The sequence below is a fragment of the Mesorhizobium sp. LNJC405B00 genome, assembly GCF_000502615.1.
Taxonomy (GTDB): domain Bacteria; phylum Pseudomonadota; class Alphaproteobacteria; order Rhizobiales; family Rhizobiaceae; genus Mesorhizobium.
On record NZ_AYWC01000004.1, the window covers coordinates 296,560 to 315,967 of the forward strand.

A 19,408-nucleotide genomic window follows, 5' to 3' on the forward strand; every position below is an offset into this window, starting at 1 on the left:
CGCTGAATAATATGATACATACTCAGCTTTTCGGATATGATACATTGTCAGCTTTCTGTCAACCTGGCAATCGGAGGTGTCTTGTGTGGTCCCGTGTTCAAGTGCATGGCTTTCGCCATGATTGTTCGCATTCCGATAGTGAGATTATCTCTAGGCAATTAAAAGGACAAACAAGGACACAAATATAATTAAAACAATCTGCTTAAATCTCACCACAAGAGCTTTGCGCTCATCCCGTTTTATTCTGATTTTTGTTTCATGTTCGTCATACTTTATATATCCATAAAACATGCCGCATGCTAACAAAACCAAAAAAATACCTCTCCCACCATGGCTTTCTCGGAAGTCACTGCTGCCAAACGCAACCACCCATCCGCCAATTCCGTAAATAACCAATGTTGAAGTGAATAAAACGAAAAGCATCGAGAAAACGTATAGTTTCTTTAACGCATTCCGACGACCGTCGTGCCCATCCATCACTACAGTTCCTTTGCTTGCACGAACGTAAATCAATACTGCATTATTCATGATTCATACTTGATTTCCGAGTACCCCTCTAGCTCACCTCGGGGCAACGGAACTTCACTACACAATAGCACGCCGCCAGGTCGTGGGGCGAACGGCTAGGTTCCTCGTCCGTCAGCGAGCCGCGCGCCGTACTAAGGGCCGTGCAAATCCATGAGGGCAACCGGCTGTATCACGAGCCTCACCGCGACCGGGCGATCGTGATCGAGCGTGGTATCTGATTGTCATCGGACGACATTCCGCGCCGGCCGCATTATCTACAGCGACGCACGCTGAGCCGGCGTCGGCATTGAACGCAGTTCGTTGCCCCTTCAAGCCAGCCCAAACGTTTCCACGGCCCGCATGATGCCGCGCAATTCGGCCAAACCCTTCAGGCGGCCGATCAGCGAGTAGCCGGGATTGATCCTTGTCTTGCCGATATCGTCGGCGAGCAGGTGGCCATGGTCCGGCCGCATCGGGATTTGCCAGTCGGCGCGGCCCTCCTTGCGGCGGCGCGCCTCCTCCTGCATCAGCGCCAGGATGACATTCGCCATGTCGGTGCCGCCTTCGAGATGCTCGGCCTCGTAGAACGAGCCGTCATCCTCGATGGTGATGTTGCGCAGATGGGCGAAGTGGATGCGGTCGGCGAATTCCTTGACCATGGCGACGATGTCGTTGTCGGCGCGCGTGCCGTAGGACCCGGTGCAGAACGTCAGCCCATTGGCCTGGCTGTCGACGGCATTGAGAATGAAACGCGCATCCTCGGCGGTCGAAACGACGCGCGGCAGGCCGTAGAGCGAAAACGGCGGATCGTCGGGGTGGATACACATGCGCACCCCCTCCTCTTCCGCCACCGGAATGATCTCGCGCAGGAACCACGCGAGGTTGTCGCGCAACTCCTTCGGCCCGATCCCGTCATAGTCCGCAAGCGCCTCGCGAAAACTGTCGCGGTCATACTTGCGCTCTGTAGCCGGCAGGCCGGCGATCAGATTGCGCTCGATCTGGTCGATCTTCTCGGGCGGCAATTCCTTCAGCCGCGCTTCCGCCTGCGCAATACGCGCCGGCGTGTAGCTGTCAGCACCGTTCTTGCGCTTCAGCACGAACAGATCGTAGGCGGCGAAATCAACGGCATCAAAACGCAGGGCGTAGCCTGTCGTCGGCAGACGGTAGGCTAGATCGGTGCGGGTCCAGTCCACCACCGGCATGAAATTGTAGCAGATCGTGGCGATGCCGGCCTTGGCCAGCGCGCGGATCGAATCGCGGTAATAGCCGGCATAGCGCCCGCGTTCCTGCGCGCCGATCTTGAAGGAATTGTGGACCGGAACGCTCTCGACGACCGACCAGGTCAGTCCTGCTTCCTGGATAATGCGCTTGCGCTCCAGCACTTCGGCCTCAGGCCACGCCCGGCCGTCATAGATATGGTGGAGCGCCGAGACCACGCCGGTGGCGCCCGCCTGCTTGACATGATCGAGCGTCACCGGATCATCGGGCCCATACCAGCGCCAGCATTGTTCCATTTTCGGCTTTCCTTCTGCGAGAGGTTGGCAACTTATTGTTGGACCTCGATGGGAGTCGATAGAAAATGGAAGAGTTTTTAGAAATGATGGATTTCGACGGCAAGGTCGCCCTGGTGACGGGGACGACCGGCATTGGCCTGGCAACCGCCAGACGCCTTGCGGCCGGTGGCGCCGCAATCATCGCCTGCGGCATCGACCGCAGCGCCAATGCGGCGATGAAAGCGCAACTGGAAAGCGCTGGAGCTGCGGTGCTGGTCATCGAAACCGATGTGTCCATCTCCGACCAGGTGCGCGACGCGGTGGCGGCTGGCGTCGCAAGGTTCGGCGGCCTTGATGTCATCGTCAATTCAGCCGCCGTCCATCCCTATGGCACCGCGACGACGACCGACTGGGAAACCTGGAACCGAACGATGACGGTCAATGTCGGCTCGATCTACCTGACCGCGCATTTCGGCATCCCGGAAATGATCAAGCGCGGAGGCGGCGCCATCGTCAATGTCGCCTCGGTGCAGGGCTTTGCCTGCCAGCAGAACGTTGCCGCCTATGCCACGACCAAAGGGGCCATCCACACGCTGACGCGCTCGCTGGCGCTCGACTATGCGGCATCAGGCGTTCGGGTGAATTCGGTCAGCCCGGGCTCGATCCGCACGCCAATCCTGGAGAAGGCCGCGCGTGGCGGCAATGGCAGCGATGCCGATGTCGAAGAGGCCTACAAGCGCTTCGGCGCGGCGCATCCGCTCGGCCGTATCGGCGAACCGGAGGAAGTGGCGGAACTCATCGCCTTCCTGTGCTCGTCGAAGGCCGGTTTCTGCACCGGCGCGGACTACAGGATCGATGGCGGCCTGACGGCAGGTATCGGCGTGAAGTAGCGCTATGATGGCGTTCTGCGCGCTTGCAGGCAATCGGTGTCCGACCGCGCTACAGCTTCCACATCCGCTTGGCATTGCCCGACAGCAGTTTCGTCCTCTCCTCAGGGCTGGCTCCCGCAATCAGCGCATGCGTCGCCGCCACCCAGGTCGCAAGGCCACCGCCAAGCGTGCACACCGGCCAGTCGCTGCCCCACACGACGCGGTCCCAGCCGAAGCAGCCGATCGTGTGCTCGACATAGGGGCGCAAGGTCTCGACGATCCATGAGCCGGCATCGGCATAGGCGACGACGCCGGAGATCTTGCCGATGACATTGGGACGCCGCGCGATCTCGGTCATATGCTCGCGCCACGGATGTTCCGCACTGGCCTTGATGTCGGGCACGCCGCAATGGTCGAGCACGAACTGCACATCCGGCGCCAGATCGGCGAGCGCAACCGCCCTTGGAATCTGATGCGGCAGGACGACGAGGTCGAAGGTCAGGCCTGTGCCGGCAAGCCGCTTGATGTTTTCGCGAAACAGCGCGCTGTCCGAAAGCTCGTCCGGCATGACGTGCAGCACGCGACGGAACCCCTTGACGAAGGGATCGGCCTGCTGGCGCTCGAGATAGGCGGCGAAACCGGCCTCCTCCGGGCGGCAGGAGGCGATCGCCCCGCGCAACAGACTGCCCTTCTCCAGCGACTGCGCCTTCACATGGCTGGTCTCGGCCTGGATGTCGGCTTCATCGACGTCGACCTCCATATGCAGCGCGGCCTCGATGCCGGCCCGGCGGGCCTGGATCGCATATTCTGCGTGCGGGAAATCGCGGTTGAGCGCCGGCTCGCGGCTGAGCCAGGGATAGCGCAGCGCCGACAGGTCGATCAGGTGCAGATGAGTGTCGATGATCATGGCTGTCCTCCTCGGTGATTTCAGATCATCGCCAAATGCCTAAACCCAGCGCATGACACAAGCTTTGGCTCAGGCCCGCTTCGGGATCTCTTTGTCCTCGAGCAGCAGCGTCAGCCCCATGGCGACGAAATAGAGCGCCGCCACCCAGATGAACATCACGTTGAAGCCACTGGAGTAATGGTCGAGCACCACTTCGCGGATCGCGCCCGGCAGGCTCGATGCGAGGTGCGGCGTCAACCCGTTCAGGCCACCCGGCAGCAGGGCGGCGGCGTCTGCAGGAAGCTCGGCTGTCTGCCGGTTCAGCGCCCAGATCATCACCGCGCCGTTCAGCGCCAGTCCGAGCGATGCTCCGAGCGTCCGCGCCTGCGTGATCAGCGACGTCACCGCGCCGATATCCTGCAGGGGTGCCGCCGCCTGGATCGCCACAATCAGCACCTGGAACTGCAGGCCCATGCTGATGCCGAACACTGCCATCATCGTCGCCAATACCCAGATCGGCGTATGCTGGTTGGTGAGGACGAAGCCCAGCATCAGAAACCCGCCAATAGCCATGGCGACCACCGGCATCCATTTGTAGCGTCCGGTTGCCGCGATCACCCGCCCGGCGACGATCGAAATGACCATGGACGTGAGCGACGCCGGCAGGAACAGGAAGCCTACCTCGGCCGGGCTCAGGCCCGTCAGCGTCTGCATGTAGAGGGCAAAATAGAAGAACATGCCCAGCGTCACCGTTCCGGCGACCAGCGACACGCCCGAGACGATGCTGACCGTCGAATTGCCGAACAGCCGCAGAGGTACGATCGGCTCTTCGGCCCGCCGCTCGACCATGACGAACAAGGTGATGGCGACTAGTGCCAGCAGCGGCAGCGCGAAGGTGATGAGGTCCGGTCCGCTGGGGTCGAGCACGTGGTAGCCCCAATAAACGATCGCCGTCGTGCCGGTGGCGAGCAGCACGCCGCCGAGATAGTCGATGCGGTGCCGCTTTTCGTTGAACCGGCTGCGCATGGCGAAGGCCAGCACCGCCAGCACGATGATCCCTATCGGCAAATTGACCAGGAACACCCAACGCCAGCCGAACAGGCTGGTGATGTAGCCGCCGGCCAGCGGGCCGAGCACCGACGACAGCGCGAACACCGCCGAACTGTAGCCCTGGTATTTCGCGCGGTCGCGCGGCGAAAACAGTTCGCCGATCATGGCGAAGGCGGAGACCATCAGGCCGCCACCGCCGATGCCTTGCAGCACGCGCGCGGCGATCAGGCTCTCCATCGACCATGCCATGCCGCAGACCAGCGAGCCCAGCAGGAACAGGCCGATCGCCGTCAGCACGACATTCTTGCGGCCATACATGTCGCCAAGCTTGCCGTAGAATGGCGAGACCGCGGCGGTCGAGAGCAGGTAGGCGGCACCGACCCAGCCGAACAGATGCAGATTGCCGAGTTCGCCCGCAATGGTAGGCAAGGCGGTGACGACGATCTGCATGTCGATGGTGGCCATGAACATGGCGATCAGCGCGCCGAAATAGACGATCAATGTCGTCAGATCGGGCCTGACTTGGGCCTCAACGGGCCGCGCGTCCGGCAGCGTCTGCTCGACAGTCATCGGTGTCTCCGTAACTTGGGGCGCGATTTATGTGCCCACAGCCGAGAGGTGTCAACCAGATATGTGCGCTCAGCATATAATTGACATCAGCATATATTCTTGCTAACGCGCTATGGATGAGCAGCAACGCATCCAGCAGTCCGGACCGATTTCCATCCCTGTTCCAGACGCGCGGCGATCGGGACCTCGCCGGTCTGGCGCGCGGCAGCGGCCTGTCCGAACCGGCGGCCGAGGCCGTGGCCGCCATCGATGCGGTAATGAGCAAGGTGCGCCGCTCGATCCAGCGCCGCGACTTCGGCCGCATGATCCTGGCGCGCGTAGACCCTTCGCTGGAAGTGAGCCATCTCGATGCGATCAGCGCCATCGCGAACAATCCGGTTTTCAGCGCTACCCAGCAGGATGAGGTGACGGTTGGCGTCATCGCCGAGCGCCTCGAGAACGATCCGTCGCGCGCCAGCCGCATCGCGGCCGACCTCGTCGAACGCGGCTATGCCTGCCGTGTCGCATCGCAACGCGATGCCCGCCGCATCTGCCTCAAACTCACCGCCAAGGGTGAGCGCCTCGTGGCGGCGGTGCGCCAGACCAAATGGCGGATTTTCGCCGGATCGCTGGCACAGTGGGATGAGCAGGACCTAGTAAGGTTCGCCACCTTGCTGGAACGCTTCGCCGGTTGGGCCATGGACGAAGCCGGGATGAAAAGATCCGCCGAGGCCGTCAAGCAGTTGATGGACGAGATGCTGCCCGAAACGAAATAGGCGGCACGGCGTGGACGCTCACCCATGTGTGCGAGCCGTTCGATAGCCCTTGACGCTCAGGTCGCCTCGGATCGTTATCGGCCGAAGAAACCGGCGTCCTCTTCCGCCAGGTATTTCTTCGCCGCCTTGGCATCGATGTCGAGGCCGAGTCCCGGAGCTTCGAGCAGGTCCACCATACTGTCCCTGACGATCTGCCCCTTGGGCAGGCCGATGACGATGTCCTCCCACCAGGGGTCGGAGGCGCTGGGATATTCGAAGGCGATGTAGTTGGCCGGCAGCGTGGCGCAGACATTGATCAGCGCGCCGAGGCCCAGCAGACCGTTCGCCGTGCCGTGCGGCGCCATCATGATCGAGTGCATATAGGCATGCTCGGCCACCCATTTGAGCTCGGCGATACCGCCTATATCGGCAGGATCCGGGCCGATGACGCGCACCGCCTGTGTTTCGATCAGTTCCTTGAAATTATGGCGCAGATAAATCTGTTCGCCCGTATGGATCGGGGTGGACGTCGATGTCGTGAGTTCGCGATAGGCCTGCGGATTGACCCACGGCACGTAGTCGCCCGTCAGCATATCCTCCAGCCACATCAGATTGTATTTTTCGACGGCCCGCGCGAAGCGGATGGCGTCGGGCAGGAACCAGCCGGGGCCGCAATCCAGCGCCAGCGAGACCTTGTCGCCGAGCACCTCCTTCATGGCGATGACGCATTCGATCATATGCGCCATGCCGCGCTCGCTGATCTGCCCCTGGTCCATCGCGCCGTGATAGGTCGGCGGCTGACGCACGCCGTAGTGGAAGTCGGGGACGCTGGTCTTCATGTTGGAATGAAAGCTGATGCCTTGCTTGACCATGAAGAAACCTTCCGGCCGCTCCATCATCCATTTGACGTCGGCCGCGTAATCCTCCGGCCTGTCGCCGGTGCGCTTCTTGCGGATGGAACCGTTATAGACCCGCACCTTGTCGCGCACCTTGCCGCCGAGCAGCTTGTAGACCGGAACGCCTGCCGCCTTGCCGGCGATGTCCCACAGAGCATGCTCGATAGCGCTGACGGCGGCGCCGTAGGGCTTGAACGAGCCGCGCTGGCGGATTTTCAACATCACGCGTTCGACATCGGTCGGGTTCTCGCCGATCAGCGCGTCGCGGAAATGCAGCACCCAGGGTTTCAGATAAGGCTTGGTGTACTCGACCTCGCCGAGGCCATGGAGGCCTTCGTCGGTGACGATGCGCACGATGGGGTGCCTGCCGATGACGGCGCACCTGAGATCGGTGATCTTCATGATGTCCTCTATTTCACCGACGAGAAGGCGGTTGGCGCGAGAAACTGGCTGGAAATATTGGCCAGGATCGGGCCATCGCGCTCGGACTCGTCGCGGGCCTTGAGCCATGCCGGATCGGTGGTGAAGGCCTTCCATCTCACTTCGCGCTCGGCAAGGGATTCCCAGGCGACGAAATAGATCAGTCGATTGCTGTTTTCGCCGACCACCGTGGTGAAGAACCCGGCCTGGCGGATGCCGTGTCTATCCCACAGCGCCAAGGTATGGTCGTTGAAACGCTTGAGCAGCGCCGGCAGCCGGCCCGGCACGCAGTCGTAAATGCGAAGTTCGTAGATCATGGTCCATCCTTCTGTTCACCTCTCCCTCCGAGGAGAGAAGTGTAGAGTCAGCTCCAGGTGCGGTCCCAGGAGTATTCGTCGTCCCAGTGATCGGTCGGTTGCCAGATGCCGGTGACGCCGGGCTGCAGGTGCTGGCTGATCACTTCGTCGACGATGTCGTCGATGCCCAGACCAGGCTTGTCGGGCACGGTGATGAAGCCGTCCTTGACCAGCGGCTTGGGCAGGCCGGTGACGATATCGTCCCACCAGTCGACTTCGACGCTGTGATATTCGAGCGCCATGAAGTTTTCCGTCGCCACCGCGACATGCGCGGCGGCCATTGCCGCGATCGGGCTTTCCGCCATGTGAATGGCCATGGCGACGCCATGCTCCTGCGCCGCGTCGCCGATCTTCTTGGTCTCGAGAATGCCGCCGGTGGTCAGCAGATCCGGATGGATGACCGAGATGCCGGCGTTGAGCAGCGGCTCGAAGCCTTCCTTGAGGTAGATGTCCTCACCCGTGCAGATCGGCACCGAGGTCGCCTGCTGCAACTGCCGATACTGCTCGGTGTACTGCCAGGGGATCACGTCCTCGAGCCAGGCCGGTGCGTATTTCTCGATCCGCCGGGCCAGACGGATGCCGTCCTGCAGCGAGATGTGGCCGACATGGTCGATGGCGAGCGGAACCTCGTAGCCGATCACCTCGCGGACCTCGTGGATATATTGGTCGAGCAGGTCGATGCCCTTTTCGGTGAAGTGGAGGCCGGTGAAGGGATGCGGCACGTTTTGCGCGTCATAGGCGGCATTACGCGCCCGGCGCTCGTCCAGCGTGCGTGCCGGACCGCGCGCGGCATGGCTGCGGAAACCGTCGAGCACGCCGGCCGGCGCCACCACTGCGCCCGATATGTGCGAAATCTGCGCCAGACCGAGATCCATCTTGAGGAAGGTGAAACCGAGATCCATCCGCGCCTTGAGCCGCTTTCCGGTCTCGGTGCCGCTGGGCTTGTCCGCGTCGGTGTCGCAATAGACACGCACCTTGTCGCGAAACCGTCCTCCCAGCATCTGGTAGATCGGCACGCCATACGCCTTGCCGGCGAGGTCCCAAAGCGCGATCTCGATTGCCGAGACACCGCCACCTTGCCGCCCATGGCCGCCAAATTGTTTGATGCGGCGGAACAGCCGGTCGACGTCGCAAGGGTTCTCGCCCAGCAACCGGCTCTTCAGCATCAGCGCATAGGTCGCGCTGGCGCCGTCGCGCACTTCGCCCAGGCCGACAATGCCCTGGTTGGTGTAGATCTTGACCAGCGCGGAGGTGAACGGCGCGCCGACGATCTCGGCAACGCGCAGGTCGGTGATGCGCAGGTCGCTCGGCCTGGAGTTCGTATTTACCCGATTGAGCGCCTCGCCGGCGCTACCCGTCTTTGCCATGGCTTATCCTCGTTCTGATTGGTGGCGCCCCGCACCCCCGGCCTGCATAAGCGTTGCTAGCCAAGCTCTATCTCGTGGGCCTGCAGGTAGTCTCGGTTCATCTCGACACCGAGACCCGGCTTCGACGCCAGCTTGAGGCTGCCGTTCGAGACATCGAGTGGCTCGTCGATGAGGTGATTATATTTGTCCAGGTTCCACTCCGACGTTTCGAGCTTGTAGAAGTTGGGAACCGTCATCATCACCTGCGCTCCCGCAACCACATTGATCGGTCCCGCGGCGTCATGGGGCGAGACCGGGATGTAGTAGGCTTCGCACAGGGCGGAAATCTTCTTCAGTTCGGTAATGCCGCCGGTCCAGGTAACGTCCGGCATGATGTAGTCCGCAAGCCTGTTCTCGAGCACCGGCACGAAATCCCATTTGGTGTGGCCGCGCTCACCCCACGAGATGGCGGCACTGACCTTCTCACGCACTTGCTTGAGAGCATTGAGGCTTTCTGGCGGGCATGGCTCCTCGAACCAGTCGATCTGGCCGGCTTCCTCGAGGCTTCGGCAGAGGCGAATGGCGGTGGGGACGTCGAAGCGGCCATGCGCGTCGATGAGAATGTCGACATCGGGCCCCGCCGTTTCGCGGATCAGAGCCGTCAATTCGGCGGCCTCGCGCTCGTCCTTGCGGGTCATGCTGCCATCGAGGTAGCCGTCCCGCTGTTCGCGCGCCAAGCCATCGGCGGTGCGACCCTGGTGGGGGAAAGGATCGAACTTCAGCCCGGTGTGCCCGGATTCGACGATGTCTCGAATTTCGCGGACCACAGCCTCCTTGCTGGTAAACTTGGCCTGGTTGGGATGGGTATAGAGCGCGATTTCATCGCGCACCGGTCCGCCCAGCAGCTCGTAGATCGGCTTGCCTAGAACTTTGCCGCGAATGTCCCAGAGCGCTATGTCGATAGCGCTCACGCATTCGACTGCGGCGCCGCGGCTGCCCATATAGGTGAAGCTGCGGAAAATCTTGTGCCAGAGATGCTCGATGCGCGCCGGATCCTCACCTGTGACGGCAACACCGATCTGCCGCAGGATCGTGCAGAGCGCGCGGTTGGCGAGCCTTGTGGTGGTGGTGATTTCCCCCCAGCCACTCACCCCTTCGTCGGTCGTCACCTCGACGAACAGGAACTCTCCCCAATAGGAAGCATCGGACTTGATCAGCCACGGCCGAACGCTCGTGATTTTCATCTCTCAACTACCTCTGTCTGATGGCCGGACCAATGATTTTCTGGGCTGGAAATTCTATCCGGCCCGAGCGGCGTTGCGCGCACGCATCTGTTCGAGAACGTGCCGGCCGGAACCCTCGACATGGCGGGCAATGAGTTCGGCCGCCTCGTCGGCATTTCCGGCTTTGATATGCGCGATGAGCTCGCGGTGTTCACGCATGATGGCGGCCCGCCGCGCGAGCGTGAAATTGAAACGCCGGCTCACGGCTCGCAGCACTTCGCGATGCTTCCACCAAAGCTCGGCGGCATGGCGGTTGTAGTGGCGCTGGTACATTACGGTGTGGAAGGCCGTATCCAGTTCACTGTGCCGCAATGTGTCGGTGAAGTTGTTCTCTTCGATCAGAGCCTGGATGCGTTCGAGTTCGGCGATGTCCTCGCCGGTCGCCATGTTCACGAACCATCGCGTCAGGGCCGGCTCGATCAGGACTCCGATCTCGTAGATATCCCGGACAAAATCCTGGTCTATGGGCCGGACGCGCGCGCCACGGTTGGCGACAAAGGTGACGAAGCCCTCCCCTCGCAACAGCTGCAGCGCCTCGCGTACGGGGTTGGTCGAGGTGCCGTGACGCCGGGCGAGATCGGTGACCACAAGCCGTTCGTTGGCGGCGAGCCGTCCCTCGATGATGTCTTCCCGGATCAGCTCATAAAGCGAGGCGCCCTCGCTGGACGCCCCGATGGGATCAATCCCCACGGGTGGCTCTGCTTTGAAATCACTTGTTTCGGCCAAAGCCGCCCCCCCGATTAGTACATCACATGCTCGATATCATACACGGGTTTTGCAAACAATGTACGATCGGATGCGTTGACAGGCAATCCACGATCTGAAAACGTACCAGATGATCGAAGGGATACATTGAGCAGAGGACGCATCCCGCACGGTCGAACGAGCCCCTTGGCGCACAGCGGCATGGGAGAATCTGGGAGGATACTATGACGAGGATTACACTCGGCGGTGCCGTCCTGCGCGGCACTGTAGCCACTGCTTTGATGGCGTCGCTGATGTCGGGATCGGCATTGGGTTCGCCGCCGGTCGATTTGAGCAAGTGGTCGCCGGAATATGTGCGCTCCATCGCCGGAACACAGGATTTCGACACGGCCGCCGATTGCGGCAAGGTCACTCCGCTCGACTACAAGGGGCGACTGACGTTCTGGTATCAGGGCGTGTTCGAGGGCGACCCCGACCTGCTGCGTCAGTACTACAAGGATTTCTTCGAGACCTTCCGCAAGACCTATCCGAACATCCAGCTCGAGGATCAGGCCCTCACCTACAACGACCTTCTCGACAAGTTCCGCACGGCGCTGCTGGGCAATGCCGCGCCGATGGCGGTCCGCCTGCAAATCCTGGGCGGAACCGAGTTCGCCTCGAAGGGTTATCTGCAGCCGCTCAAGCCGGAAGATGTGGGCTATCCCACAGAGGATTTCTGGCCCGGCGCCATGAAGGCGGTAACCTGGGATGGCGTGACCTACGGCATTCCCACCAACAATGAGACGATGGCGTTCATCTGGAACGCCGACATTTTCAAGCGTGCGGGCCTCGATCCGGACAAGGCTCCGGCTACCTGGGACGACGTCGTCAAATATTCCAAGCAGATCCATGACAAGCTCGGCATAGCCGGCTACGGCCTCGTGGCGCGCAAGAACGCCGGCAACACGCCGTACCGCTTCATGCCGCAACTATGGGCCTATGGCGGCGGTGTCTTCGACGAAGCCTCCGCGAACCCGACCTATAAGGAGGTCGAGCTCAATAGCCCGCAGAGCAAGGCGGCGTTGCAAGCCTCCTACGACATGTATGTTCGCGACAAGTCGGTTCCGGTCTCGGCCCTCACCAACCAGCAGGCCGATAACCAGCCCCTGTTCGTCGCCGGCCAACTCGGCATGATGGTCTCGCACCCGTCCGACTATAACGTCATGCTCGACCTGCAGAAGAAGGCAACGGGCGCCGACAAGGACAAGGCGCAGACCGTCATCGACAACATGCGCTATGGCCTGATTCCGACCGGCCCCGACGGCAAGCGCGCCGTCGTGTTTGGTGGCTCGAACATTCACATCCTGAAGCCCGAATATGTCGAGGGCGGCAAGGTGGACGAGCCGGCCGCAAAGGCCATCATCTGCATGTGGACGAGCCCTGAATGGTCGTTGAAGATGGCGTATGCCGGCTCGAACCCGGGCAACCTCAACGGCTTCAAGACCAAATGGATGAAGGAACGTCTGGACAACATCAAGTTCCTCGATGTCACGACCTCGATGTTGCCATACGGCATCCCGTTCCCGGCGCTGCCGCAGTCGCCCGAGATCATGAATATCATCGTCCCGGACATGCTGCAGAACGCCCTGACCGGAGCGATGACCGTCGACCAGGCAGCGGACGACGCGGCCGAGAAGGTGAAGAACCTGATGGACGGACTCTAGTCCGGGCCTGACCTGCGATCCGACCGGCTGTGCCGATAGTGCGTGCAGCCGGTTTGCTCCGAAGAACAAGGGCACGCCATCGTGACGATCGTGACCGGCAAGGCCGAGGCTCGCCAAAGATTGCAACCCGGTAGCTCCGGGGCGCTGCGGAATACCTGGGAGCACCGTGCCGACTACGCATACGTGCTTCCAGCGATCGCCGTGATGCTCATCGTCATCGCCTATCCGATCTACTACACGGTCGAGCTGTCGTTCTTTAAAACGCCGCCTGGCCTGCAGCTCCGCGACAAGACCTTCATCGGATTGGACAACTACACGGCCATCCTCACCAGTCAGGTGTTCTGGAAAGTCACCTTGAACACCCTGATCTGGACGATCGCATCCACCTTCGTTGCCTTTGCCTTGGGATTTGCCGCTGCGCTGGCCCTCCACCGCGAGTTTATCGGCCGGGGTGTCCTGCGCGCTATCCTGATCATTCCCTGGGTCATCAGCGCGGTTGCCGCCTCCTATATCTGGAAGTGGATTTACCATTCGGACTTCGGCATCATCGGCGCGGTGCTGGTCGGCCTCGGATTGGCTGACCGGCCGCCGAACTTCATCGACAACGTCAGCACGGTGCTGCCCTCCTTGATCGTCGTCAACATCTGGCGCGAGTTTCCGTTTGCCATGATCATGATGATGGCCGGTTTGCAGACGGTCCCCGACCAGTTGCTGCGCGCCGCGGAAGTCGACGGGGCCAATGCATGGCAGCGTTTCTGGCACGTCACCTTCCCGCATCTGCGCAACGTCTCTACGGTGACAATTCTGCTGCTAGCAGTGGCCAATTTCAATTCCTTCATCATCCCGTGGATCATGACCGGTGGCGGGCCGTCGAACGCTTCGCACATCTGGATCACCCACATTTATGAGCTCGCCTTCGGCCGGCAGCGATGGGGCGTCGCATCGGCCTATTCGGTGCTCCTGTTCCTCATGCTGATGGTGCTGGGCTACTTCTACGTTCGTGCGCTGGCCGGCAACGAGCGCAAGGAGGGCGGCGCATGAGCACGATTGTCGAGACAGTCCCTCAACGTCCGGCCCGGCGCCGCATGCGCATCGACGGATGGCGTTGGGCCGGGCGCATCTTCCTCGTGTTCATGCTGCTTTACACCGCGTTGCCGATGATCTGGATGCTGATCACCTCGATCAAGTCCGGCTTCGCGGCGATGCAGTTCCCGCCGCAATGGTGGCCGGAAGAGCCTACCCTGGCCAGCTACCAAAAGCTGCTGGATCCGCAAAACAGCGTCGGCCAGGACTTCCTGCGTTTTTTCTGGAACAGCCTCTACGTGTCCACGGTCACCACAATCCTTTCGGTGATCGTGGCCGTTCCTGCGGCGTACGCCTTTTCGCGCTTTCGTTTCCCCGGTCGAAACTTCCTGTTCTTCACCGTGCTTTTGCGCAACATGTTCCCGGCGGTGATCTTTCTCGTGCCGCTCTTCATCCTGATGCGCGCGATCGGGCTGGTGAACACGCATGGCTCGCTCATTCTCACCTATCTCACCTTCGGCCTGCCGCTGGCGATCTGGCTGCTCAAGGGCTTTTACGACAACATTCCGGTGCAGCTCGAGCAGGCGGCGCGGATCGATGGGGCGACCCGGTTCCAGGCCTTCATCCTGATCGTGATGCCTCTCTCGACGCCCGGAATCATCGCCACAGCTATCTATTCCTTCATTGGCGCCTGGAACGAGTACATCTATGCCTACACCTTCCTTTCCAAGAACGAGCAGTTGACCCTGCCGGTCGGCATACAGCGTTTCTTCTCGGAGAATACGACGGACTTTCCGGGCCTGATGGCGGCCAGCTTCATGATGAGCGTGCCCGTCGTGGTGCTGTTCCTCCTCCTGCAACGATACTTCGTACGCGCCCTTACAGAAGGCGCGGTCAAACACTAGAGCCGGATGATTTCAGGTCTGTTCGACCTCAAATCTGAATCCGCCTCTAAATCAAGGAGATAGAGCATGATGTCGTCCGAAAACCGCTTCACACTTTTCGGCATCATGCCGTAGGGAGTTGCCGATGGCCCACGTGGTCCTGAGAGATCTCGTCAAGACCTATGGCGGCTTCAAAGCTGTCAACGACGTTTCGCTGACGGTCAATGACGGCGAGTTCGTTGCGCTCGTCGGCCCTTCGGGCTGCGGCAAGACAACCACGCTCAATCTTGTCGCGGGATTGATCCCGGTCACATCGGGCGACATCGTCATCGGCGACCGCGTGGTCAACGACCTCGACCCCAAGGACCGGGACATCGCGATGGTGTTCCAGAACTACGCGCTCTACCCGCAGAAATCGGTCTACAAGAACCTGGCGTTCCCGCTGCAGATGCGCAAGCTGCCCAGGGACGAGATCGACAGGAAGGTCAAGGAAGCGGCGCGCGTGCTCGACATGACGCACCTGCTCGAGCGCAAGCCGCGCGAACTTTCAGGCGGGCAGCAGCAACGTGTCGCCTTGGGGCGCGCCCTCGTCCGCGACCCTGCCGTTTTCCTCATGGACGAGCCGCTCTCCAACCTCGACGCCAAACTGCGCGTCCAGATGCGCTCGGAGATCAAGCGCTTCCACCAGGACCTCAAGGCGACCATCATCTATGTCACGCACGACCAGCTCGAAGCCGTGACCATGGCCGACAAGATGGCGGTGATGAACGGCGGCTACCTGTTGCAATACGATTCTCCGGCGCAGGTCTTTGCCCATCCGGTGAACATGTTCGTCGCCAGCTTCATCGGCAGCCCGGCGATGAGCCTTGTTCCACTGGAGGCATCGACAGCAAACGGCAACACTGCGTTGACCGGCGCGGAGGGCTGGAGCCTTGAGCTCTCGCCGCTCAACGCCCGGAAGGTTGCGGGGGCAACGTCGAGGAAAGTCGTGCTCGGCGCACGTCACTCGACCATCAGGCTGCACAAGAGCGCGGTGCCAGGCAGCGTCCCGGCCAAGGCCTATACAGTGGAGCCGACCGGAGACGTCACCTTTGTGCAGGCGTTGCTGTCAGGCGCCATCGTCAACATCAGCGTGTCCCCCAACATCGCCGTCGCACCTGACGAGCAGATCTGGCTCGAGTTCGACCAGGAGCGGCTGCATTTGTTCGATGGCGAAACTGAACTGGCCCTCAAGGCCGGCTGAGACAAGACGGGGTTCATTGGGAACGTTGGGGATGGCTGAAAAGCTCAAGATCACCGCGATCAAACCCTATCCTGTGTGGGTTGGAACGCGCAATCAGATGCTCGTCAAGATCGAGACCGACCAAGGCGTCTTCGGCTGGGGCGAGAGCGGCTTGAGCGGGCGCGAAAAGGCCGTTGCCGGCGCGGTCGAGCATTATCGCGAGTTTCTCATCGGCCGCGACCCGATGCAGATCGGGCGGATCTGGCAGGAGACATATCGCAGCCAGTACTTCGAAGGCGGGCGCGTTCTGCAGGCGGCGATTTCCGCCATCGACGTCGCCCTGCACGACATCAAGGGCAAGGCGCTGGGGGTGCCTGTCTACGAACTGCTGGGCGGCAAGCAGCGCGACCGCATCCCCACCTTCGCCTCGACCGGAGACGAGGCCGAGGGCGACGTCGCCATCGAACGAGCCCGGGAGCTGCGCGCACGGGGGTGGCAGGCGATCCGCTTCTTCCCCGCAGGGCAAAGCAGCAGGGACATCTTCGAACCCCGCGAGTCGATCGGCGCTACCGCGAGCATGCTGAACAAGGCGCGCGAGGCGCTTGGCGACGACGTCGTTCTCGGCATCGACTATCATCATCGGCTGTCGGTGGCAGAGGCGGCGAGCTTCTGCAACAAACTCGGCCGCGGCGTGCTGGATTTCCTCGAGGAGCCGATACGAGACGAGACACCTGAAGCCTACGAATCCCTGCGCAGGATGACCGACATTCCCTTTGCCATCGGCGAGGAATTTGCCAGCAAGTGGCAGTTCCTGCCCTACATCGAGCGCGGCATCCATCAGTTCAACCGTCTCGATGTCTGCAATGTCGGCGGGCTCACCGAGGCGATGAAAGTCGCCGGCTGGAGCGAGGCGCACTATGTCGACCTGATGCCGCACAATCCGCTTGGTCCGGTGTGCACGGCCGCGACCCTGCATCTCGCCGCCGCCGTACCCAACTTCGCGTGGCTCGAGACCAGGGAACCCGAGACGAAGCTGGGCTTCGACAATTCCGACTTCTTCCCCGTGCAGCCACGGCTCGACGGTCCCGACTATCCGGTCAGCGACCTGCCGGGCCTCGGCGTCGAGGTCAACGAAGCGGCGGTCCAGGCGGAGGCTTTTCGTTTCTGGGAAGCGCCTCACCTCAGGCGCCGCGACGGGTCTGTTACGAACTGGTAGTCCCCTTTTATCCGGAGTCCACAATGACGCATACCCCTGACATCACGCGACCGCCCAAAGACCTCATTGACGCCCTGAGGGAAATCGGCGCCGCGACGGTTGCCGGCACGCTAGGCCACATGGGTTTCCGCAATCCGCACATGGTCGGTCCGGTGGCGCAGAACCATGGGAAGTCGATCGTCGGGCCGGCGCTGACGCTGCAGTTCCTGCCGCAGCGGCCGGACCTCTTCAGCGAGGGAGAATACGCCGACCCGGAAACGCAACTGCACCGGCACGTGCTCTACCACGCGCAGGAAGGCGATGTGGTCGTCGTCGACGCGCGCGGTGACATGAGCTCGGGCGTCTTCGGCGATATGATGTCGACCTACTTCAAGGGCAGAGGCGGCGCGGGCATCGTCATCGATGGATGCATGCGCGACCGGCCGAATGTCGAAAAGCTCGATCTGCCGCTATGGCTGCGCGGCTGGACGCCCAACTACCATGTGCAAACCAGCATCTATCCGAACGCCGTCAACGTTCCGATCGCCTGCGGCGGTGTCACAGTGATCCCTGGCGACATTATCATCGCAGACGACGACGGGGTGGTAGTGCTTCCCGTCGCAATGGCCGCAAAGGTGATCGAAGAATCCCGGAAGCATCACGATTGGGAAGAGTTCTCGCGAGAGAAGCTGATGCAGGGCGCACCGCTGCAGCGCTACTATCCGCTGCATGACGATGCCCGCGGCGAATATGAGGAGTGGCGCAAAGCCAGTCGTCCGGCGGATTGACGCAGGCATTCAAGACGATCCATATGTGCGGTGAAATTCGATGTGCCCCCCGGCAGACTACTGGGGGGCCGTCTCAGCCGGGACCGCGCCGCCGACGAACGTCCCGATCAAGAAAGGCGCTTTCGTCTGGCGAGGCGGCGGCTCCGACACGGAAGGCGAACGACGTGACCCGCGTCGCATTGATGTCGATACCGCACCGAAAGCTCAGATGGTACCATGTCGTTGCCGTGCGGAAAGCGGTGTCTGGGGCGTCAAGAACATTGCCGGCCTTGAGCGGAATGCTTGGGATCAGTTGGGGAGAATAAGAGGCGTCGTTCAACTCTTGCTCAAGAACGCTGGCGCAAAGTCTGGCGGCCCGTTGATCGCGAGGCACGTCGGCCATCGAGTTCGTTGCGAACACATCACCGGTAGCGCCTTGCGAAAAGAGTTTGCGAACGCCCGGAAGGCCCGAATATGGCCGCGGTGTAGCCGAGGCCACGTCGATGGAGTTTGGCTCTTCGGTGATTCCGCGTCCTGACTTCGTAGCCTTTGCGGGGCGGCGTTTCGGCACGTTTTCGGGTCTGGTCCGAGGCGCCTGAGCCGACGCGGGAAGCTCGATCTCACCGTCGTCCCCATGGGCAGCCAAAGGCATTGCGGCCGCGGATGCCTCTTTGTCAGCGGGTGGGGTCGCAGCCTCCTGTTTGTCCGCTTCCGGCTTCTCATTAATCTTGGCTGACTCTGCCGGCTCTCCGGCGTCTGGCGCTGAGGCGGGTTTACTCTCCGCATTCTTTGGCGCGACAGCCGACTGTGGCTCGTTATCCTTGGGCGGCGATGGCGCATTGTCTTGAGCGCTGCCTCCATCCAAGGATTTTTTGGGGCCAGTGTCTTTGTCGCCGAACTGAAAAACAGGCCTCAGGACCTCGATTGGCGGCAGCTTTTCCGGTGCCTGCTTTTCAACCTTCTGCTCCGAAGGATTTCCGGGTGGCGGTGGCGGCGGCGCGGGAGCGGGTTTCGGTTTTGGCTGTTCGGGCGGCGGCACGAGCGCGACGTTCACCGCTTGCTCCTCCTGCGGCTGCTGGGCAGGAACGGGCAGGCCATAGACCAGGAACGCGGTGATGAGCGCATGCAGGACCAGCGATGCGGGCAAGGCCCACAGCAAAGTCCGCCGCCGCTCGGATGTCTCGGTCTTCATCCCTCACGATGTGGAGCGAAACTGCGGCGGCATCAAGCGTGGCAACCGTATTGGCGCATTCAGCCGCAGCTCAGCAGTGAGGAGACGACGCCTGATTGCTTCTCGCCGCCGGCTCCATTCTCTGCATGCCCGCCTCCAATCTCAGCGACGCAGGCTGGCGTCGCGGGCTCGCTCGCGGAGCTCTTCGCGAGAAAGGCCCGCATCCGCCAATATGCTGTCTGGAAGCCGCCTCAAGCTCGCAAGCGTCTGGCGATAGGCAAGCCAGCGGGCGAAACGGTGTCGAAGTTCATGCAACATGATCGTCTCC

General features: G+C 61.7%; 18 protein-coding genes. 8 read left to right on the forward strand and 10 right to left on the reverse strand.

The window, feature by feature from the left end:
* Window positions 1–150 precede the first annotated feature (150 nt).
* Both X756_RS0134000 and uxuA read right to left on the reverse strand, forming a co-directional pair.
* Entirely contained in the window at window positions 151–528 is a 378-nt protein-coding gene (locus X756_RS0134000) for a hypothetical protein (RefSeq protein ID WP_156941354.1), read from the reverse strand.
* Between the two features lie 308 nt (window positions 529–836).
* On the reverse strand, window positions 837–2,021 hold the full coding sequence (gene uxuA / locus X756_RS154870) for a mannonate dehydratase (RefSeq protein ID WP_023729470.1): 1,185 nt from the start codon (window positions 2,019–2,021) through the stop codon (window positions 837–839).
* A gap of 83 nt (window positions 2,022–2,104) precedes the next feature.
* Between uxuA and X756_RS154865 the strand changes: the two genes are divergently transcribed.
* Window positions 2,105–2,890, forward strand: a complete 786-nt coding sequence (locus tag X756_RS154865; protein WP_023729471.1) for a glucose 1-dehydrogenase — start codon at window positions 2,105–2,107, stop codon at window positions 2,888–2,890.
* Between the two features lie 49 nt (window positions 2,891–2,939).
* Here the strand turns inward: X756_RS154865 and X756_RS154860 are convergent, their stop codons facing one another.
* Both X756_RS154860 and X756_RS154855 read right to left on the reverse strand, forming a co-directional pair.
* The gene (locus tag X756_RS154860) at window positions 2,940–3,776 is read right to left on the reverse strand and encodes an amidohydrolase (protein WP_023729472.1); all 837 of its coding nucleotides are present in this window, start codon (window positions 3,774–3,776) and stop codon (window positions 2,940–2,942) included.
* 69 nt (window positions 3,777–3,845) lie between these two features.
* Window positions 3,846–5,375, reverse strand: coding sequence for an MDR family MFS transporter (locus tag X756_RS154855; RefSeq protein WP_031238080.1), 1,530 nt, complete (start codon window positions 5,373–5,375; stop codon window positions 3,846–3,848).
* Window positions 5,376–5,491: 116 nt separating this feature from the next.
* Between X756_RS154855 and X756_RS01000000165355 the strand changes: the two genes are divergently transcribed.
* Window positions 5,492–6,130: a MarR family winged helix-turn-helix transcriptional regulator gene (locus X756_RS01000000165355; protein WP_023729474.1), complete on the forward strand. Its 639-nt coding sequence runs from the start codon at window positions 5,492–5,494 to the stop codon at window positions 6,128–6,130.
* A 74-nt stretch (window positions 6,131–6,204) separates the two neighbouring features.
* Here the strand turns inward: X756_RS01000000165355 and X756_RS154850 are convergent, their stop codons facing one another.
* From X756_RS154850 to X756_RS154830, 5 genes are read right to left on the reverse strand one after another with little or no spacing between them, the layout of a single operon-like run.
* Window positions 6,205–7,407, reverse strand: coding sequence for a mandelate racemase/muconate lactonizing enzyme family protein (locus X756_RS154850; RefSeq protein ID WP_023729475.1), 1,203 nt, complete (start codon window positions 7,405–7,407; stop codon window positions 6,205–6,207).
* Window positions 7,408–7,415: 8 nt separating this feature from the next.
* The gene (locus X756_RS154845; RefSeq protein WP_023704650.1) at window positions 7,416–7,742 is read right to left on the reverse strand and encodes an NIPSNAP family protein; all 327 of its coding nucleotides are present in this window, start codon (window positions 7,740–7,742) and stop codon (window positions 7,416–7,418) included.
* 47 nt (window positions 7,743–7,789) lie between these two features.
* Window positions 7,790–9,148, reverse strand: coding sequence for a mandelate racemase/muconate lactonizing enzyme family protein (locus X756_RS154840; protein ID WP_023704649.1), 1,359 nt, complete (start codon window positions 9,146–9,148; stop codon window positions 7,790–7,792).
* Between the two features lie 56 nt (window positions 9,149–9,204).
* On the reverse strand, window positions 9,205–10,371 hold the full coding sequence (locus X756_RS154835; protein ID WP_023729476.1) for a mandelate racemase/muconate lactonizing enzyme family protein: 1,167 nt from the start codon (window positions 10,369–10,371) through the stop codon (window positions 9,205–9,207).
* Between the two features lie 54 nt (window positions 10,372–10,425).
* Window positions 10,426–11,136, reverse strand: coding sequence for a GntR family transcriptional regulator (locus tag X756_RS154830; protein WP_023681193.1), 711 nt, complete (start codon window positions 11,134–11,136; stop codon window positions 10,426–10,428).
* Between the two features lie 203 nt (window positions 11,137–11,339).
* On the opposite strand from X756_RS154830, the gene X756_RS154825 reads away from it, so the two are divergent.
* The 6 genes from X756_RS154825 to X756_RS154800 all read left to right on the forward strand — a co-directional run bounded on the left by X756_RS154825 (window position 11,340) and on the right by X756_RS154800 (window position 17,930).
* Complete coding sequence (locus X756_RS154825) at window positions 11,340–12,818, forward strand: sugar ABC transporter substrate-binding protein (RefSeq protein ID WP_023668101.1); 1,479 nt, start codon at window positions 11,340–11,342, stop codon at window positions 12,816–12,818.
* A gap of 81 nt (window positions 12,819–12,899) precedes the next feature.
* Window positions 12,900–13,859 carry a sugar ABC transporter permease gene (locus tag X756_RS154820; protein ID WP_023729477.1) on the forward strand — a complete coding sequence of 320 codons (960 nt, stop codon included), beginning with the start codon at window positions 12,900–12,902 and terminating at the stop codon, window positions 13,857–13,859.
* Window positions 13,856–14,746, forward strand: a complete 891-nt coding sequence (locus tag X756_RS154815; protein WP_023729478.1) for a carbohydrate ABC transporter permease — start codon at window positions 13,856–13,858, stop codon at window positions 14,744–14,746. Before X756_RS154820 ends, X756_RS154815 begins: the two co-directional genes overlap by 4 nt.
* A gap of 124 nt (window positions 14,747–14,870) precedes the next feature.
* Window positions 14,871–15,968: an ABC transporter ATP-binding protein gene (locus X756_RS154810; RefSeq protein WP_023729480.1), complete on the forward strand. Its 1,098-nt coding sequence runs from the start codon at window positions 14,871–14,873 to the stop codon at window positions 15,966–15,968.
* A gap of 31 nt (window positions 15,969–15,999) precedes the next feature.
* On the forward strand, window positions 16,000–17,163 hold the full coding sequence (locus X756_RS154805) for a mandelate racemase/muconate lactonizing enzyme family protein (protein ID WP_023729481.1): 1,164 nt from the start codon (window positions 16,000–16,002) through the stop codon (window positions 17,161–17,163).
* Between the two features lie 23 nt (window positions 17,164–17,186).
* Window positions 17,187–17,930, forward strand: coding sequence for a ribonuclease activity regulator RraA (locus X756_RS154800; protein WP_023729482.1), 744 nt, complete (start codon window positions 17,187–17,189; stop codon window positions 17,928–17,930).
* Window positions 17,931–18,003: 73 nt separating this feature from the next.
* On the opposite strand, the gene X756_RS154795 is transcribed toward X756_RS154800, so the two are convergent.
* Window positions 18,004–19,101: a DUF930 domain-containing protein gene (locus X756_RS154795; RefSeq protein ID WP_023696300.1), complete on the reverse strand. Its 1,098-nt coding sequence runs from the start codon at window positions 19,099–19,101 to the stop codon at window positions 18,004–18,006.
* Window positions 19,102–19,408: the final 307 nt, after the last annotated feature.

Bases quoted from the DNA above. Each gene is read 5' to 3' on its own strand.
- X756_RS154815 (WP_023729478.1), top strand. From the start codon at position 13,856: ATGAGCACGATTGTCGAGACAGTCCCTCAACGTCCGGCCCGGCGCCGC.
- X756_RS154810 (WP_023729480.1), top strand. From the start codon at position 14,871: ATGGCCCACGTGGTCCTGAGAGATCTCGTCAAGACCTATGGCGGCTTC.
- X756_RS154835 (WP_023729476.1), bottom strand. From the start codon at position 10,371: ATGAAAATCACGAGCGTTCGGCCGTGGCTGATCAAGTCCGATGCTTCC.
- X756_RS154795 (WP_023696300.1), bottom strand. From the start codon at position 19,101: ATGAAGACCGAGACATCCGAGCGGCGGCGGACTTTGCTGTGGGCCTTG.
- uxuA (WP_023729470.1), bottom strand. From the start codon at position 2,021: ATGGAACAATGCTGGCGCTGGTATGGGCCCGATGATCCGGTGACGCTC.
- X756_RS154845 (WP_023704650.1), bottom strand. From the start codon at position 7,742: ATGATCTACGAACTTCGCATTTACGACTGCGTGCCGGGCCGGCTGCCG.
- X756_RS01000000165355 (WP_023729474.1), top strand. From the start codon at position 5,492: ATGAGCAGCAACGCATCCAGCAGTCCGGACCGATTTCCATCCCTGTTC.
- X756_RS154860 (WP_023729472.1), bottom strand. From the start codon at position 3,776: ATGATCATCGACACTCATCTGCACCTGATCGACCTGTCGGCGCTGCGC.
- X756_RS154825 (WP_023668101.1), top strand. From the start codon at position 11,340: ATGACGAGGATTACACTCGGCGGTGCCGTCCTGCGCGGCACTGTAGCC.
- X756_RS154855 (WP_031238080.1), bottom strand. From the start codon at position 5,375: ATGACTGTCGAGCAGACGCTGCCGGACGCGCGGCCCGTTGAGGCCCAA.
- X756_RS154850 (WP_023729475.1), bottom strand. From the start codon at position 7,407: ATGAAGATCACCGATCTCAGGTGCGCCGTCATCGGCAGGCACCCCATC.
- X756_RS154805 (WP_023729481.1), top strand. From the start codon at position 16,000: ATGGCTGAAAAGCTCAAGATCACCGCGATCAAACCCTATCCTGTGTGG.
- X756_RS0134000 (WP_156941354.1), bottom strand. From the start codon at position 528: ATGAATAATGCAGTATTGATTTACGTTCGTGCAAGCAAAGGAACTGTA.
- X756_RS154865 (WP_023729471.1), top strand. From the start codon at position 2,105: ATGATGGATTTCGACGGCAAGGTCGCCCTGGTGACGGGGACGACCGGC.
- X756_RS154800 (WP_023729482.1), top strand. From the start codon at position 17,187: ATGACGCATACCCCTGACATCACGCGACCGCCCAAAGACCTCATTGAC.
- X756_RS154840 (WP_023704649.1), bottom strand. From the start codon at position 9,148: ATGGCAAAGACGGGTAGCGCCGGCGAGGCGCTCAATCGGGTAAATACG.